At 49.3% G+C, this 15,700-nt stretch carries 13 protein-coding genes and 1 pseudogene; 8 read left to right on the forward strand and 6 right to left on the reverse strand.

Going from position 1 to position 15,700, the window contains the following annotated elements; translation table 11 throughout:
* The first annotated feature begins 3 nt into the window (after window positions 1–3).
* The 3 genes from BLQ88_RS16920 (at window position 4) to BLQ88_RS16925 (ending at window position 2,653) form a co-directional block, all read left to right on the forward strand.
* Window positions 4–909: a hypothetical protein gene (locus BLQ88_RS16920; protein WP_090152335.1), complete on the forward strand. Its 906-nt coding sequence runs from the start codon at window positions 4–6 to the stop codon at window positions 907–909.
* A gap of 508 nt (window positions 910–1,417) precedes the next feature.
* Complete coding sequence (locus BLQ88_RS37365) at window positions 1,418–1,540, forward strand: hypothetical protein (RefSeq protein WP_262485703.1); 123 nt, start codon at window positions 1,418–1,420, stop codon at window positions 1,538–1,540.
* 33 nt (window positions 1,541–1,573) lie between these two features.
* Window positions 1,574–2,653 carry a sterol desaturase family protein gene (locus BLQ88_RS16925; RefSeq protein WP_090152338.1) on the forward strand — a complete coding sequence of 360 codons (1,080 nt, stop codon included), beginning with the start codon at window positions 1,574–1,576 and terminating at the stop codon, window positions 2,651–2,653.
* Window positions 2,654–2,742: 89 nt separating this feature from the next.
* On the opposite strand, the gene BLQ88_RS16930 is transcribed toward BLQ88_RS16925, so the two are convergent.
* Window positions 2,743–3,921: a M23 family metallopeptidase gene (locus BLQ88_RS16930; RefSeq protein ID WP_090152341.1), complete on the reverse strand. Its 1,179-nt coding sequence runs from the start codon at window positions 3,919–3,921 to the stop codon at window positions 2,743–2,745.
* A 117-nt stretch (window positions 3,922–4,038) separates the two neighbouring features.
* On the opposite strand from BLQ88_RS16930, the gene BLQ88_RS16935 reads away from it, so the two are divergent.
* Window positions 4,039–5,163: a PDDEXK nuclease domain-containing protein gene (locus tag BLQ88_RS16935; RefSeq protein WP_090152435.1), complete on the forward strand. Its 1,125-nt coding sequence runs from the start codon at window positions 4,039–4,041 to the stop codon at window positions 5,161–5,163.
* Here the strand turns inward: BLQ88_RS16935 and BLQ88_RS16940 are convergent.
* A complete protein-coding gene (locus BLQ88_RS16940) occupies window positions 5,160–5,657 on the reverse strand; it encodes a DUF1579 domain-containing protein (protein ID WP_090152343.1) in 498 nt (165 codons plus the stop codon). The genes BLQ88_RS16935 and BLQ88_RS16940 overlap by 4 nt on opposite strands.
* A 225-nt stretch (window positions 5,658–5,882) precedes the next feature.
* Here BLQ88_RS16940 and BLQ88_RS16945 point away from each other — a divergent pair, with 225 nt between their 5' ends.
* Window positions 5,883–6,902, forward strand: coding sequence for a GlxA family transcriptional regulator (locus BLQ88_RS16945; RefSeq protein ID WP_090152437.1), 1,020 nt, complete (start codon window positions 5,883–5,885; stop codon window positions 6,900–6,902).
* A gap of 51 nt (window positions 6,903–6,953) precedes the next feature.
* Here the strand turns inward: BLQ88_RS16945 and BLQ88_RS16950 are convergent, their stop codons facing one another.
* On the reverse strand, window positions 6,954–11,126 hold the full coding sequence (locus BLQ88_RS16950; protein ID WP_090152346.1) for a carbohydrate-binding protein: 4,173 nt from the start codon (window positions 11,124–11,126) through the stop codon (window positions 6,954–6,956).
* A 144-nt stretch (window positions 11,127–11,270) separates the two neighbouring features.
* Window positions 11,271–11,531 carry a filamentous hemagglutinin gene (locus tag BLQ88_RS16955; RefSeq protein ID WP_090152348.1) on the reverse strand — a complete coding sequence of 87 codons (261 nt, stop codon included), beginning with the start codon at window positions 11,529–11,531 and terminating at the stop codon, window positions 11,271–11,273.
* A 162-nt stretch (window positions 11,532–11,693) separates the two neighbouring features.
* Here BLQ88_RS16955 and BLQ88_RS16960 point away from each other — a divergent pair, with 162 nt between their 5' ends.
* Together BLQ88_RS16960 and BLQ88_RS16965 are read left to right on the forward strand one after the other, a co-directional pair.
* The gene (locus BLQ88_RS16960) at window positions 11,694–12,647 is read left to right on the forward strand and encodes a YjgN family protein (protein ID WP_090152351.1); all 954 of its coding nucleotides are present in this window, start codon (window positions 11,694–11,696) and stop codon (window positions 12,645–12,647) included.
* Between the two features lie 18 nt (window positions 12,648–12,665).
* The gene (locus tag BLQ88_RS16965) at window positions 12,666–13,751 is read left to right on the forward strand and encodes a M48 family metallopeptidase (RefSeq protein WP_090152353.1); all 1,086 of its coding nucleotides are present in this window, start codon (window positions 12,666–12,668) and stop codon (window positions 13,749–13,751) included.
* Window positions 13,752–13,812: 61 nt separating this feature from the next.
* On the opposite strand, the gene BLQ88_RS16970 is transcribed toward BLQ88_RS16965, so the two are convergent.
* Window positions 13,813–14,661 carry a hypothetical protein gene (locus tag BLQ88_RS16970; protein ID WP_090152356.1) on the reverse strand — a complete coding sequence of 283 codons (849 nt, stop codon included), beginning with the start codon at window positions 14,659–14,661 and terminating at the stop codon, window positions 13,813–13,815.
* Window positions 14,662–14,880: 219 nt separating this feature from the next.
* Window positions 14,881–15,219, reverse strand: coding sequence for a hypothetical protein (locus BLQ88_RS16975; RefSeq protein WP_090152359.1), 339 nt, complete (start codon window positions 15,217–15,219; stop codon window positions 14,881–14,883).
* A gap of 211 nt (window positions 15,220–15,430) precedes the next feature.
* Between BLQ88_RS16975 and BLQ88_RS16980 the strand changes: the two are divergent.
* Window positions 15,431–15,691, forward strand: a pseudogene (locus BLQ88_RS16980) (transposase); the annotation flags it as partial.
* Window positions 15,692–15,700: the final 9 nt, after the last annotated feature.

Raw genomic sequence — 15,700 nt, forward strand, 5'->3', positions numbered from 1 at the left:
GCCATGAAAAATAGAATAGTACCCTTTTTCCTCTACGCATTCTGCATTGCATTCCTGAACTTCACTTTCAGCGATGAGTTCGAAGAATACGGAATAAGCCAGAAAGACATTCAGAACCGCCTTTGGAATGGTTTACAAGCTCCTTCGGTAACTGTGCCTTACTTCGGTAGTTCCGTTAAGTCGGCGTGCCGCTCGCTCGCACCGGATGCACAGGCGACGGCAATCAAGAAGGCTGGTGGTTTTGTGAAAACGTATTTCAATTCAGAGGATTTTCAGAAGCGTTATACGGAATCCATTGTAAAACGCTACCCGAAACTGGAAACTACGGTGAGCGAGCAGCGTAAGGCAGAAATCCGGGCGAACCGTCTGAAAGGCGTGCAAGGTTTGCAGGCGAAGGACATGGAGCCGGTTGTGGACATTCAGATCCAATCCGCGGAGACATTTGTGGGTATGGAAAGTATGCTCAGCAGCATTCCCGCCGAGCAGCGGGCGGATTTCAAGAAGCAGATCGAGGACGGCAAGCGCAATGCGGCGTTCTTCAAAAAGATCAAACCGCTTTTGAAAACCAACATGGAGGAGTTTAAAAAGCAATATGCCGAATACCTGGCGGCCGATGAAATCCGGCAGTCGGAGGAGACGATGGCGCGGAATGCGAAGAGCAATGCCGATGAATTGGAGAAATTGAAAGACCCTAAAAAGGTGCTTACCGCCCGCCTCACCGACTTCCTCAACCAGAGCAAAGGCGTAGATTTTGCAGCGCAGACGAAGGAGGTGAATGGCCGCAAAAAGTTTGTGAATGGCGCTTACGAAGGTAAAAGCGATGTGTGGAAGTTCTGTTACCGCATGGGAGCGACCCCTACCAATACGGCCCGCGCATTCGCACAGCAATGGCTTACCGAGTTGAAATAAATTGGTTTATATAAGGATGTACAGAAAGGTGCCGCTGGCTCCTTTTCTGTCTGATCCGTGGCGGGCAGCGCGTTACTGTCGCCACGGATTTTTTATTTTTAAGAAAATTGAAGGAAGCTATTGCATTTTAAAAAACATTAAAGTTACTTTGTCTATCAAATAAGTATACTATTAAAAAACAAAGCTCCTGAACCACCCTGAGCTGAGTATTAATCCAGGCATCTTAGATATGAGCGCGGTTAATTTACTTTGTAAGGCCCCATTGAGGGAGGTGGCAGGGCATACCTTCACGCTTTGTTTTCCCAGGATCCATTCCTCTCGCTGTTGTTGAAACGGCGACTTATCTCTGACATTTCTCGGAAATATCCCGCCTGACAGTCATGGCTGATCATCTGAAATTTTCGGTGGTTGGCGATTTCAGTTGCCGGCTGTGCTGTCCCGGGGTATTTCCGTACCCATATTTCTTGCTGCGTTTATAGTAAACCGGTACTACTACACTACTTGCATTATGTTCACATTCTCAGACGTGGTGCTGATCGCGAGGAAGATCGCCGTCGGCATACTGCTTACCTTGATTCCCTTTGTACTGATCGCCGGAGGCATTTGGCTGGCGTGGAAATTCTTTATCTGATTGCTCATTTCACCATAAAAAATTAAATCACGCATGAAATCGGACAATACACTGGCCAGGAAGATCACCCGCGACGGCCTGATCAGCGTGGCACTTTACCTCGCGCCTATTGTTTTAATGTTTGCCAGCTTCCAGGTATTCGGTTACCGGCCGTGGGATGGGAGCAACGAGTTTCCATTTAAAGCTCCCGCATTCATCGAGGCAGTTTTCAAGAACCTGAGCAGCTGGGGATTACCTGTGATCGTACTCGTGCTGGGTGTCATCGAATTTGCCGCAGGTTTGTATGAAAACAAATGGACGAAAAACGAGCGCATTCTGGATATTGTCTGCTTCGTGGTGCCTAAGCTGATCATTCGTCCGTTCGTTGCTTATTTTGGATTGAAATTCCTTCCATTGGTGTTGCCCGATGCTAAAAATGCATTCGAATGGGTGCCGTTCTGGTGGGCATTTCTGATCATCGCAGTGGCCGACGACCTCACTCAATACTGGTACCACCGCCTCCACCATCAGGTACCCTGGCTCTGGCGCTTCCACCGCACGCACCATTCGGCCAATTACATGGGTATGGCCATGGCGAGCCGGCAGAATGTAATTTACACGCTGTTTTTCTCACAAACTTATCTGACAATCACGCTTACCTACCTCGGATTGGGCTATGCCGCATTGTTTGTGAAGGTGATCAAATCGTTCATCACTACCGGAGCGCATTCGAGCATTCCCTGGGATAAGCCTTTTTACGAAATCAAATTTCTGAAACCGATCGGTTGGGTATTGGAAAGGCTCATTTCCACACCGGCCACACACCATGCACACCACGCCGATACAACCGACGATGGAATCGGGTATTACAAGGGCAACTTTGGTAATATGTTTTTCCTCTGGGATATTATTTTCGGCACCGGCATCATCACCCGCAAGTACCCGTCTTCTTACGGGATCAAGCATTACCAGGAAGAAGAATGGTACGCCCAGTTCCTCTGGCCCATTCTTAAATCCAAAAAAGAAGGCAGCGAACTTTCTCACAACGGCCCGGTGGTAGGCGACGAGGTGCCGGAGGTGCAAGAGCCCATTATCCTTAAACCTGAACCAACAACTACGATTGCAGTCGCTTAAAATTCCCAGATGACCATTGGCTCGACCGATGGTCATCTTTTTTTTGTATTCCAATGCTAAATGGCAGCTTAACCGGCTTTGTGCCGGATTCAATCGGCCTTGCTGATGCCGTCTGTTTTGGCTTGATAACGCTGCAACGGCACGGTAGGGATGAAGCCTTTCGTACCATCGGCCAGTTGCACCCGATATCCTTTTGCCATTTCACCCACAATGCGAACGACTGCATTTGCTGGCAGCGGCTGAATGGCTGCACTCTTGTCGAGTTGTGTGGTTTTATACAAAATCGTCTTCTTTTTAATCGTTACCGTATCCCCAAGCCACTTGGAAATCGCAGGTAGTCCGGGAAGTTTCTCGCGCCGGTTGTCGATGAACGGCAGCGGATTCACTGCGCCACTGCCTCTCGCATAAATCCCGAAATGCAAATGCGGCGATGTGGTGACGGCATTGCCCGTGTTACCTACCAGTCCGAGCGTATCGCCCGAAGTTACCCGCTGGCCCGATGACACCAATTGACTGTCCAAATGCGCATAATACAGTGAATAGGGGCTGTCGAGCGACGACAGGAAAACTATTTTCCCACCCAGATTATTCATTCCTACCTGCGTTATGAAGCCATTTTGAGCCGCGACGGCCGGTGTCCCGCGCTTAGCACGGATGTCTATGCCCTCATGCGAGCGCGCACCCGCATCGCGCTCCGCGCCCCAGTAACTGATCACGCTCGACATGCTGTGCCCGGCCACAGGAAATCCGAGAGTAGGTTCTGTCGAAAGCGATATGGTGACGGTAACTTGCTGCGCAAGGCCGGTTTGCAATTTCAGCAGCAATGTATCTTGCCCGGTATTGGAATAGGTAATGTTGGAGCCCTCTTCTTTGAGGTAATCCAGTCGTTGCGGCTTCCCGTTCTGCCTGATTTTGTAAAGCTCTATAAACAGCAATGCGGCCGAATCTGCGTCCGTGCGGTTAGGCGTGATCACCAATTTGCGCCCTTCCGGCACCGTAATCCTGAAAGCCTGCGCCGGAAGCGAATCTCCCAGGAAAATACGCTCCTGATAAGGCGCTACCGTGAAAACCGAGTCTGAAAGAACCTCGGTACTCATCCGGAACCACGTGGCGCCGGCGGTGGTCTTTTCCAATTTAGCTTTCAGCAATTCCCGCTCGTAATGCTCCTGCGGCGTCACCGGAAACCAATGCGAAACCGGTACCGGCTTACACGCCTGGAAGAGTGCCATGACGGAGGCGAAAACAAGTATTTTCTTAACGATTTTCATTTGCTGATGACTTTGAAATACCGGAGGGTAACAAAGTCGTGCCATTGGAGCATCGGATTTGGATGGAGAGGGTGGAGTATCGGATATTTTGATTTTCCACTTAAAAACTTCATCAATATGGCAAACTTCGACTCGCTGGTTAACAGCATTCAGGAAACACATTTAACGCTTCAACAAAGCGCTGCAAAGGCAATCAACAAGCATCTGACAATTCGTAATTGGCTAGTTGGATTTTACATCGTGGAGTTTGAGCAAAACGGGGCGGACAGGGCCACGTACGGAGAAAAATTACTAGTAAGACTGGCAGACTCCCTCAATCTTGACTCCTTATCTCATCGGAATCTGCGTCTTTATCGTCAGTTTTATCTTGTTTATAAAGCGTTAGGCATAGCCATAAGGCATGAACTCGAATCTCTGGGGCTTCTGCATACGCTGTTTTTACAAAGTCCTGATTTAGAGGAGAATGAAATTCGGCAATCGCCGATTGCCAAATCTTTGGAGGGCGAGTTTCCACATCAGCACAAACTTTTGGCGAGGCTATCTTACACGCATCTTGTGCAACTGCTTTCGTTTGAAGACATTCAGAAGCGGCACTTTTATGAGACAGAATGCCTCAAATGTAATTGGAGCGTCGCCGAACTGAAAAGACAAATCAACACACTCTACTATGAACGCTCCGGAATAAGCCTTGATCCTGATGCACTGCGTCGGAGCGTAGATGCGCACGCACAGCGACCCAGCATTACGGACATCATCAAATCCCCTTTCACATTCGAGTTTCTGGGCTTAAAGGCGAAGGACGTTGTGTATGAAAACGACCTTGAACAAGCGCTGGTCGATAACCTGGAAGCGTTTTTGATCGAGCTGGGTCATGGTTTTTGCTTCGAGGCCAAGCAGAAGCGGATCATTATTGGCGACGAGTACTTCTTTGTCGATCTCGTGTTTTACCACCGCATTCTGAAATGCCATGTGCTGATCGAGCTGAAAACCAATGAGGTGAAGCATGAGCACATTGGCCAGCTCAAAACTTATATCAATTACTACAAAAAAGAAATAATGGCCCGGGACGATAATCCGCCAGTAGGGTTGCTACTGGTGACGGATCAGAACCGGGCGCTGGTTGAATATGCGGTTGCGGACAGCGATATGCAGCTGTTTGTAAGTAAATATGTCGTGAGCCTTCCGAGTAAGGAGCAGTTGCAGGACTTCATCCAGAACGAACTGGCCCAAATGCGGCCTTAGTTCACGCGCTTGTAAACCGTTTCCGTCGCCTTGTCTTCCTGGCCTTCCGGGGAAATGTTGTAGGCTGTGATGACTAAGGTGTCGGCGTCGGTAAGCTCGGCGGTGGTGCGCCAGTTCCATGGGGCCGGGTATTCGGGTACGCTGTATTGGCCTAACACCGAAAACCCGGTTTCCGTGGGCGCACCGCTGGAAACCATCAGACCGGTGCCCATGTGAAAACTGTCGATCCAGGCGGCCTGGAAACTGTTGTTAGGAATGTCGAAACCGTAAATGGCGAGCCCTTCGAATGGTTTGCCGTTCAGGCTACCCTGGTATTCGTGCTGGAGGAATGCGCCGCCGAGAATGGGTTTGATGGTGCCTTTCATCTCGGATTCGTCGGCGAGGACGTTGGGTTCGAACCAGGTTTTGGTGGTGCCCTGCCAGCTGCCGGTCAGTGCCTGAAGTTGGTGATGAACTCCGGATTCCAGCGATGTTTCAAATTTTGATTTAGACATTGGATTTATGTTTTAGAATGCCACGAAGACACGAATGTACACTAATAGCATTTGTAGTAGTCGAGTATTCGTGGTAAGTTTTTGTTAATATAACAATCCAAAATTTAACTAAAATGGGATGTGAAGCAATTGCTTAAACCGCCAATCGGGAGGGGTATTTGGGACAAAATTTCTATATTGGTGCCCGCTTTGGTCTGAATGTCAAAGATTAACCACATCAACAACATGTTAAAATTAGGATTATTAATTACCAATCGGCACCGGTTATTGAGCGTAGCAGCGATTCTCGATGTATTCGAATCGGTGAACGGCTTTTATGAGCGGGCCAACCAGCCGCACTTCTTTAATATTACGCTGTTCTCACCGGATGCCGAACCAGGGAAATTTTACGGCGCTTATCCGATGCAGCCGATCAGCGAGTTTACCAAGCAAGACCTCATTCTCGTGCCGGCATTTGGCGCGGGAGATGTTCAGCTTTCGATCATGAGCAACCAATGCTGCATTCCCTGGCTTTGGGAGCAATATAAAAGCGGCGCCGAGCTGGCCAGCTTTTGCACGGGCGCATTCCTGCTCGCGGCCGCCGGGCTTCTGAATGGCAAGCACGCCACCACGCATATTGACGCGGCAGAGGCATTGGCGTCGAATTTTCCGGACATTATCATGAAAAGCGATGCGGTGGTGACGGAAGATAAAGGCATCTTTACAAGCGGCGGCGCTACCAGCAGTTTCCACCTGATGCTGTACCTGATCCAGCGTTTTTGTGGCAAAGATCTTACATTGAGGACCGCCAAAATGTTTGCCATAGACATGGACCGCGAGCAACAAACCTATTTCGGGACGTTCGCACCGCCGCAAAACCATGGCGACGGCCTGGTGAATATGGCGCAGCGGAAGATCGAGAAGGAATACCAGGAAGGCAGTACCATTGAAGTGCTCATTCAGGATATTCCGGCGAGCCGCAGGAATGTGGTACGGCGCTTCAAGCAGGCCATTGGTGTGACGCCTATTGAATATTTGCAGCGGACGCGTATCGAAGCGGCCAAGAAATTGCTGGCGCAAACCGATCAGAGTGTACTCGAAGTAATGCTGAATTCGGGTTACAACGATCTGAAATCTTTCCGGCAGCTGTTCAAGAAAAGTACCGGTGTGACGCCGAAGGAATACCGAGACAAGTTTAATATAGCGCGGCTGGAAACCGGCGGGCAATGGACCCGGCGGATGAGCGGCGCGGCATACCTCGATTAGCAAAAAGCCCGGATCATGAAGGTCCGGGCTTTTGATTGATATAATACTCTGTCAATTGACCTTGGCAATCTTGCGGAATGCGCGGTCGTTGCCCTGCACGATTTCAACTATGTAAATGCTGGGCGGAAGCTGCGTGATGTCCAGCTGGTGCGCGAATTGGCTGGCCGTTTTATTCACCTTTAAATCCTTGTAAAGCGTCCCTGATTTCGCGTCGAAAATGCGGATACCGATTTGTCCGGTTTTATCATTGGCCAGATCGATGCGCACAAAATCGGATGTAGGATTGGGGAAAACCCGCGCATCGGCATGCAACGAAGCTTCTTCCGGTGCCACCGGTGCCGCTATTTCTACGGCTGCTTGTCTTGCATTCTGGCCGTTGGCTGCTATGACGAAAATCGGCGTTTCACCTACGGTAACGGTCACTTTGCCGTCTACGATCGGTAGTTCGTTCATGGCCATGTTGTCCGCGCCGGCGGTTGGCGTGTAAATCCGCGCAACACCCGATTGGTTCAGATTGACGGTGTATTCAGCCGTTCTGCCCACTTCGTCAGGTACGGTCAGAATGAAGAGCGATTGGCCATTGAGCTCGTAACGGTCTACGATAGGGTCATTGTGGAGCGTTTCTTTGTACTCGTATTGCCCGAACAGCTTTTGTGTTTGCAGGAAATAATCGGCAGAAGGTCGGCGGGTCTGGTCATCGTTCACAAAACCCGAAGTAGAGAACATTCCCCAGCCGCCATTGTCATACATTTGGTAATAGAATACCTTCTCTACCCCATGACGCGCCGAGAAAAGCGACGTACGCAAGATCCAGTCGGCCTGGGTTTGCTGAACGGACTTATTGCCGATCGCAATCGCTTTCAGCGGGCTTTCAGGGCTGAGGTCGTAACCGGCTTCGGTAAGCCATATTGGCTGGTCGTTGGACAGCTCGCGGGTAACTTTTACGTAATTATCGACCAGTACATTGGCATTGGTCACTTCCGGTGCCGCGCCGCGCGTAGACGTACCGCTCTGGTTCGAAGATGCATCGTCGGTGTACAGGTGGAAATTCACGACGTCCCAGCACAAATTCACGGTACCGTCCGCATTGTAGCCGCGGAATTCCTTACACCAGTCCACCATTCCCTTCACAAAATCGGGGCCGGTAACCAATCCCGCGATCACGACTTTCATATTCGGATCGGCATTTTTTACACCCACGCCTGCACCCATGCTGTTTTTATGTCCGTCATAGAACGCCGACATGTTGGCGGCATATTCGCGGGCTGTCTGGTAGCCTTTGCGGCCCTTCCACCATTTATCGCGCTCGTTGTCGCATTCAATGTATTTGATGTAATTCAACCCGATTTTCACTTCGTTAACGGGGTCGTTTGTCCATCTGGGAGTTGTTGAAACGCTCAAAAGCGATGGGTCGACATTGACATTGCTTCCATAACGCGCCGCATACTGGAATGCAACTTTGGCCTGCTCGATGTAGGAAAGCGGATCCGCGAAGTTCTTTCCGTAGCGTACCGGCACATTTTCAGGGTCGCGCTGGTCTTCCGGATACGTCTGCATCATCCAGTTCGGCTGGGTTTTCAAACAGGCCAGTACTTCGATGCCTTCCTGCTTGCAGCGTTCGTAGATCAAATCATAATTCCAGCTTCCGCTCAATGTCGGGTTGTAGGAAAAAACGCCTTCCGTCGATTCCAGCTTTTCCCAGTCCATATAATGCCGCAAGCCGGTAAACGTTTTGGCGGCCTGCACTTTCGCTTCCACCAGCGATTCGGTATGCGCGCCGTCCTGGAAATACCATTCATAGCCATTCACACCGAGCATGTCGTTCAGCTTGATGTGCTTGGTACGGGCGGGCTTCACGGTTTCAGTGCCCGGCGTATGGCTTCCGTAGAATTCAATTTCTGTCGGCAATGTGTTCGACATCGTCATTACCAGGTACCGTATATTGCTCATCGGCTGATCGAGCTTAAACTGCGCGTCGCCGGACAGCTGTCGGTCAGGGTAAGGGCCTACCCAGCCGTTGTAAATCTCGCCGGTGAAAGTAGCTACCGGAATGCGCTCCCATTGATCGGTTATCACCGAAAGTACCAGCGGGAAATCTTGTGCGGAGCCCGTGAAATCGAAGAATTTGATACCGTTAAGCGTAATCTGCTCGCCTTCTTTCAGCGGGTAGTAAGCTTCGTAGTTGTTGATAACCTTTCCCCAGCCGGTAAGCACATTCTCCTGCGTATTGCCATCAAAGAGTCCGTCGAGACCGTTAGCGGCATTGGTAAGCTGGTACCAGCGCTTCGGATCGATCGGTATTTTGGTGCCGAGCGCCGGGTTATTGGGGTTAGAATTGTCAGAAATGGTGAATGTACGCGCGATGTTTTCGGCCGTCAGATAATTGTTATTACCGGCTTGCGATGCTGTAATAGTTGCTTGTCCGGCGGAATGGATCGATGCTTTCCAGATGCCGCTCGCATTCGAAACCGAAACGATTGAAGGATTTGAGGAAGTAAACTGGATCGGTGTTTCCGGGTTTGTGCTGCTGGCGGTCAGGTTGAACGAGCCAGCGGTAAGGTTTTTGTCAGAAATAGGTTCAAAAGTGATCACCGACTGACCTTGTACCGAGCCGGGGATTACTTCAAACCAGTTGAAATTGAATGCGCCTCGGTTTGCGAAAATGCGGAATACCTGACTGCCTGCTTCCAACTGCACTGTTGTGCGGACGGTCGTGTAGGTCTGCCAGCCACCCGTTTGCGGTACATCCACGCTTCCAAGCACCGTGCCATTTGTATTTTTAAACTGAATATTACCATTGCCCCATTGGTTGGATACCCGGAAATTGACCGTGTAAGTACCAGCCGTGGGTACATTCACATTGTAATCCATCCAGTCGCTGTCGTCGATGTAGTTCACATTGATGTCGCCGTCGACGTCGCCTGTGACCTCCGTGCGAACATCCGAGGCTACGTCAAAGGTTTCAGCCTCTATTCTGCTCGTCAATGTGCGGGATTCTTTGGCCTCGAACCAATTGAAGTTCCAGCCGCCTTTAGTTGCAAAAACGCGTAATTTCTGGTTCCCGGCGGGAAGCGCAGCCAGCATGCTGACGGTCTTCCAGCCCTGCATACCGCCCGTTTGAGGCAACAAAATACTGCCTAATTCGATGCCATCGCTGTTTTTAAGCGCCAATGTAGCTTCCGGGCTGTATCCATTGGCAATGCGGTAATTGAATGTAAAAATGCCTGCGGCAGGAACGTGCACGTCGTAATCCATCCAGCTGTTATCCTGTATCCATTCCACGTTCTGGCCGCCGTCGGTATCTTCGGTATTTTGAAGCTGTACGCTGTAAGAATCGTTGAAAGTTTCTGCTTCTACTTTGGCAGGCAGGATCGTGCCCGTAATGCGGGCGTTGGCGGAGACGAATGCGAACCAGTTGAAGTTGAAGGCGCCATTGCGGGCAAAGAACCGCACTACCTGGCTGCCGGCGGGCAGGGCGACGGTGGTGGTGACGGTTACCCAATTCTGCCAGCCGCCTGTCTGGGGCACACTTACTTGTCCGAGCACATTGCCCGCCGCATTCTGAATTTCTATTATGCCATTTCCATAAGCATTGGCCACCCGGAACTGAATTTCATAGTCACGCGCATTAGCAAGGCTCAGATTGTAGTCCATCCAGTCGTTATCATCGATGTAGCCCACATTCTGGCCGCCGCCTTCGTCACCGGTGTCTTCCGTGCGCACTTCATGCATCGCGTCGAAGCTTTCTGCCTCCACTTTTCCGGAAGCCAGCGCACGAGAGCCGCTTATCTCGAACCAGTTGAAATTCCAGCCGCCTTTTTCAGCAAAAATGCGAATTGTTTGGCTTCCTTGTGGAAGTAATGCTACGAACGAGACCGTCTGCCAGCCTTGCATTCCGCCTGTTTGAGGCAGAATAACCCGGCCGAGTGTAGTGCCGCCCGCCGACTGCAAAGCCAGGGTTGCTTCCGGGTTGTACCCGTTTGCGATGCGGAATTTGAATGTGTAGTAGCCCGCCGACGGTGCCTGAACGGCATAATCCATCCAGCTGCCATCCTGAATCCAGCCTACATTGAGGCCTCCGTCCGCATCCGAAGTGTTTTCGGTGCCCACGGCATGCATTGCGGTAAATGCTTCTGCTTCAATCTTTCCGGGAAGTAGCGTATTTGACTGAGCCTGAATAGAGAAGGAGAAAAGTAAAAAACAGAGCGTAAAAATTTTAATCATTCGTCGGGTCTACAAAAATTTAAGTGAAGATACGACGAATTCAATTTCGACTACAAATTTTGTAGAAGTTTTTGTGACAGAAATATAAAATATAGTTTCTTAGTGATGAAATAACTTCAAAACAGCACATTTTATCAACTTCGGTTACTTAAATGCCGGTATACCAGGCTCTTCTCCCGGCAACGGCTCCACTTCGGGTACGACGGGTTCGACCGGCGGCAACTCAGGTTCCGGTTTTACCGGCGGTGTTTCCGGTTCTTTCTCATAGGGCGGCGTTTCCTCGGGTATATCAGGCGAGGGCACCTCGGGCCGGGGATCGAATGGCGGTGTTTCGCGTGGGCCGCTCGGATCGCCCCCGCCGTCGGTAACATCGAGGTATTCGTTGGCCAATTGATAGATATCCATGATTTCCAGTTGTTTTGATGAAATGAAATGTAAGCAGTTTGATAAAATAACTATGCCGGGGAATAAATAGCTTTCGATTTTTTGTGCCCGGTAATGGAGAGTTAATCCATTAGCGAATTGAAATTTTTATATTTGACCTTCTCCAAATTCAAATCTAACTAAATGGAACAGCAAGAAACCCGTCAGGTAACCTTTCATGGTGAAGGGGCCAAACTATTCGGTATTTACATCGTCAATATTTTGTTGACAATCGTGACGTTCGGCCTTTACTATCCGTGGGCGAGGGCCGCTTTGCTGAAATACCTGTACGAGGAATCCGAATTCGAAGGAAGCCGTTTTACATTTCATGGAACCGGGAAGGAAATGTTTATTGGTTTTATCAAAGCGATCGGGATTTTCCTTGGGCTCTATTGCATTCTGTTTGGTGGAGTCGCAACCCGCAACGTGACTATTATGATGATTGCCGTGGCTGTTTTCTATATCGGGTTTCTGCTTTTGATACCCATTGCCATTCACGGCGCACTTCGTTACAGAACCTCCCGGTCGTCGTGGCGGGGAATCCATTTCGGTTACCGGGGCGACAGGAAGGAATTCCTGAATATGTTTGTCATCGGGGCCATTATTACCCTCATTACTTTCGGTATTTACGGCGCATGGCTGGTCATTGAAATCCGCAAATACATTTTCAAAAACCTCCGTTTCGGAAACATTACATTTTCTTACGAAGGCGAGGGCGGTGCTTTTTTCTGGTTGAATGTAAAAGGCTATTTCCTCTCTTTGTTGACATTGGGAATCTACTCTTTCTGGTGGGTGAAAGACCTTTTTGCCTACTATGTAAACAATATCCGGATGTACCAGGGCGAAACACGGCTCACTTTCCGTTCCACAGCCACTGCCGGCGGGTACTTTAAACTGATTTTGGTCAACATGCTGATTATCGTTCTCAGTCTCGGCCTGGCCACCCCATGGGCGATCGTACGCACAATGCAGTTTGTATTTTCCAATATCCACATCGACGGCCCGCTGGACGTCAACGCGATCGTGCAGACAGAAGCCGATTACACCGACGCGACCGGCGAAGATCTCGCGGATATGATCGATATTGGGCTTGTTTAAACAGATTCTGCCTGCTTCATGTACAATTATAGTGTCCGTTACCACGACGGCCGGCTGTCCATCGCGCACGACGCGACGCTCACCCTCATGCCCGATCACTGGCTCATTCATTACCGTGACCCATCGGGCGAGCTCACATCGGTGCGATGGACATTGCCGGGCATTGTCACGGACGAGAATTTCAGTAACCTCTTCATTTTCCGGTACGGCGATTTTCCCCAGCAAACGATTGAATGCAAGGAGGAAAGCCTGCCTGCCACACTCAAAAAGCGTTACCCGGAAAAGGTATTTTTCAAACGGCGCATTACCAACATCTTCAAACTGAACAATGCTACCATCGTAGGCGTGGCTTTGGCGGTGCTGATGTTAATGGGCCTTGGCTACTGGTTTGGTCTTCCCTGGCTCGCAGGCGCCGTCGCGTCACGCTTCCCTGTGAGTACGGAGGTTGAGATGGGAGACACGATGTACGACAACATGATCCAGGCCTACGACGTCGACGACCAGCTGACAGCCGCCACCAACGATTTCGTAAAATCCATCGATTTCAAAACCCATTATCCGATCCGCATAACGGTCGTTAAAGAAAAGGAAGTCAACGCATTTGCATTACCGGGCGGCCGCATCGTGGTATTTGACGGTATACTCCGCAAAATGAAAACCAAGGAGGAGCTGGCCGCATTGCTTGCACATGAGGTCTCACACGTGCACTACCGCCATTCGCTACGCAACATCTTCCGAAGCCTGGGCGGTTATCTGTTCCTTTCCGTATTGGTGAATGATATCAACGGCATCGTCACCGTCCTCGCCGATAATTCGAATATGCTGGCGAATCTTACCTATTCGCGTGAGCTTGAAAGCGAAGCGGATCAGAAAGCTATGGCGGTATTTCAGGCCGACGGGCTCGATTTGCAAGGTTTTGTGGACTTGTTTACCACTCTCAAAAACGAGCATGAAGATGTGGCGAACTTGAAATTGCTCAGCACGCACCCGCTGACAGGTGATCGGTTGCGCGCAGCGGAGGAGATGGCGAAGCGGCAAAAGGCGGTGAGAGAAGATGTGGCGTTGGAGCGGAAGTGGGAGAGGATTGAGGAAGATTTAGAATGATAGCAGGACTGCTGAAACCAGCAGTCCGTGCGTCTCGACCAGCCGTCTAGCTAGACGATCCCTATAACCCTTGCCAGTATTGTGTATATTTGTAATCGATCAAAGTGGTTGACAGCGACGAATTACTTGCCTTGCCAAGTGGATGGTACACTTCCGTTCTGGAAGAAATGTGTCCGGCGTTGTCTATTATATAATTGTATTCCCGGAATTCCGTCGATTGCGCTCCTGCGAGGGATTTGACCTCGACGTCTTTTATTAGTACATCGCTAAATGTACCGAAAAAGGGCAACAACAGGTCGGTATCAACATTATCTGGATTTAATTGGTATTTTTTGGGTATTGCAGTATAAGTAAACTTGGTTTCTCTAACCGGTCCTGATTGGTTGACCGCTACGATTTTATCGAGCCGGTAAGCATTGGTTGCTGCATTGAATATGTAAGAGTACGTCGATTTGAGCCAAAAGCCTTGATAAACCATAAATACCTCTTCCAGTTGACCTAATACGTTGTATTTGTAGTCATAAGTGGCGCCGTTCGATTCTTTGTTTGCTATACAACGGCCGTTCGATATTTCATATACGGATTCGAAGAATTTAGCATTTGTAGATTGTAAGTAGCTGGATGATGTAATAAATAGGTTGGTGGTTCCATTATTGTCATTATAAGTATATTTTTGATACTTGGAGGCGTTGCTCACCCTTGACACCTGTCCCATAAATTTCCCGCTTTTTACATACTGAATTGCGTCATTTCCGTATTTGTACAATTTGAGCACTGCATTGATTTTTGCATTTTGATCGGTTGCATTGACGCTGGTTGTCTCGACGGGAATGATTGGTTGTTCGTTGTTACAGCTGCCGAGAAACACAGCAAATGCAAACCCTTTTAATAATGTCTCTGAAAATTTCATTCGATTCATAATTGTAGTACGTAAATGGATAAATAATTTCGATCCAAACTTATATACGTTTTAATATTTGAATGACATTTGTTTCATTATCGGCTGGTTTGAGGTAGCCTGCGGATTTGCTGTTACTACAAATATGGGTCAAGAAAAATGTTGAATTGATTGGGGTGTTGTTAAGGCGGGCCATCGTTGCCAACGGCCCGCCTTGTATTGAAGCTTCTGTTAATATTTCAATACATCGATCGTGGTTTGCACGTTCACGTTACTGCCTTTGCCCAAAGGATGGTATTCTGTGACGCGCGTAGTAACATATCCGTCGGCATTGGTTGCGTATGTGAGCTTGCTGTATGTAATAGGCTGGTTGGGGGCATTGAGTTGACTTACCGTTATTTCCCGCACAAGAAGGTCACTGAACTTTCCGTAGATGCGGAGATACCTGTCCAAACCAATTTCCGGGTTCAGGGGACATTTATCCTCTGTCAGCGCCCCGCCTGGCCCTACGTAGCTGAACGCAAGCTGACTGACGGGGCCGGAGCTTTCGTGTACAGTGATCGTCCGCAACCGGTATTCATTTACAGCACTGAAATATGCGTGATCGAATACAATTTTATAAGCGGAGCCATTTTGCTGGGCTTTTATTTCAGCCAGCCGGCCTGCTGCATTGTAGATGTAATCATATTCGATGTTATTGGTAACATCATTGCTTGTGTAGGCTTCCCTGGAATTAGGACGGTGAAGGATTAGACTCGAAAAGAGCTAATTTAACTGTCACATGAAAAAGAAAAACTACTCAGAGACCCAGATCGTGGCGATCCTCAAACAGTATGAGGGTGGCCGAGAAGCTATGGATGTTTGCCGCGAATACGGCATTTCAAAGGCGACGCTGTTTAACTGGCGTAAAAAGTACAGTGGAATGGAAGCCGCTCAATTGAAAGAGTTAAAGGCGCTCCAAGATGAAAATCGGCGATTGAAGCAGATGTATGCCGAGCTGAGCCTGGATTATAAACTCGCCAAGGACATCATCGAAAAAAAGCTGTAGAGC

Origin of the sequence: Dyadobacter soli (assembly GCF_900101885.1) — a bacterium.
Lineage (GTDB): Bacteria > Bacteroidota > Bacteroidia > Cytophagales > Spirosomataceae > Dyadobacter > Dyadobacter soli.

What these genes read in the sequence shown, in the direction of transcription:
- BLQ88_RS16920 (WP_090152335.1), top strand. Translation starts at nt 4, where the DNA reads ATGAAAAATAGAATAGTACCCTTTTTCCTCTACGCATTCTGCATTGCA.
- BLQ88_RS37365 (WP_262485703.1), top strand. Translation starts at nt 1,418, where the DNA reads ATGTTCACATTCTCAGACGTGGTGCTGATCGCGAGGAAGATCGCCGTC.
- BLQ88_RS16925 (WP_090152338.1), top strand. Translation starts at nt 1,574, where the DNA reads ATGAAATCGGACAATACACTGGCCAGGAAGATCACCCGCGACGGCCTG.
- BLQ88_RS16930 (WP_090152341.1), bottom strand. Translation starts at nt 3,921, where the DNA reads ATGAAAATCGTTAAGAAAATACTTGTTTTCGCCTCCGTCATGGCACTC.
- BLQ88_RS16935 (WP_090152435.1), top strand. Translation starts at nt 4,039, where the DNA reads ATGGCAAACTTCGACTCGCTGGTTAACAGCATTCAGGAAACACATTTA.
- BLQ88_RS16940 (WP_090152343.1), bottom strand. Translation starts at nt 5,657, where the DNA reads ATGTCTAAATCAAAATTTGAAACATCGCTGGAATCCGGAGTTCATCAC.
- BLQ88_RS16945 (WP_090152437.1), top strand. Translation starts at nt 5,883, where the DNA reads ATGTTAAAATTAGGATTATTAATTACCAATCGGCACCGGTTATTGAGC.
- BLQ88_RS16950 (WP_090152346.1), bottom strand. Translation starts at nt 11,126, where the DNA reads ATGATTAAAATTTTTACGCTCTGTTTTTTACTTTTCTCCTTCTCTATT.
- BLQ88_RS16955 (WP_090152348.1), bottom strand. Translation starts at nt 11,531, where the DNA reads ATGGATATCTATCAATTGGCCAACGAATACCTCGATGTTACCGACGGC.
- BLQ88_RS16960 (WP_090152351.1), top strand. Translation starts at nt 11,694, where the DNA reads ATGGAACAGCAAGAAACCCGTCAGGTAACCTTTCATGGTGAAGGGGCC.
- BLQ88_RS16965 (WP_090152353.1), top strand. Translation starts at nt 12,666, where the DNA reads ATGTACAATTATAGTGTCCGTTACCACGACGGCCGGCTGTCCATCGCG.
- BLQ88_RS16970 (WP_090152356.1), bottom strand. Translation starts at nt 14,661, where the DNA reads ATGAAATTTTCAGAGACATTATTAAAAGGGTTTGCATTTGCTGTGTTT.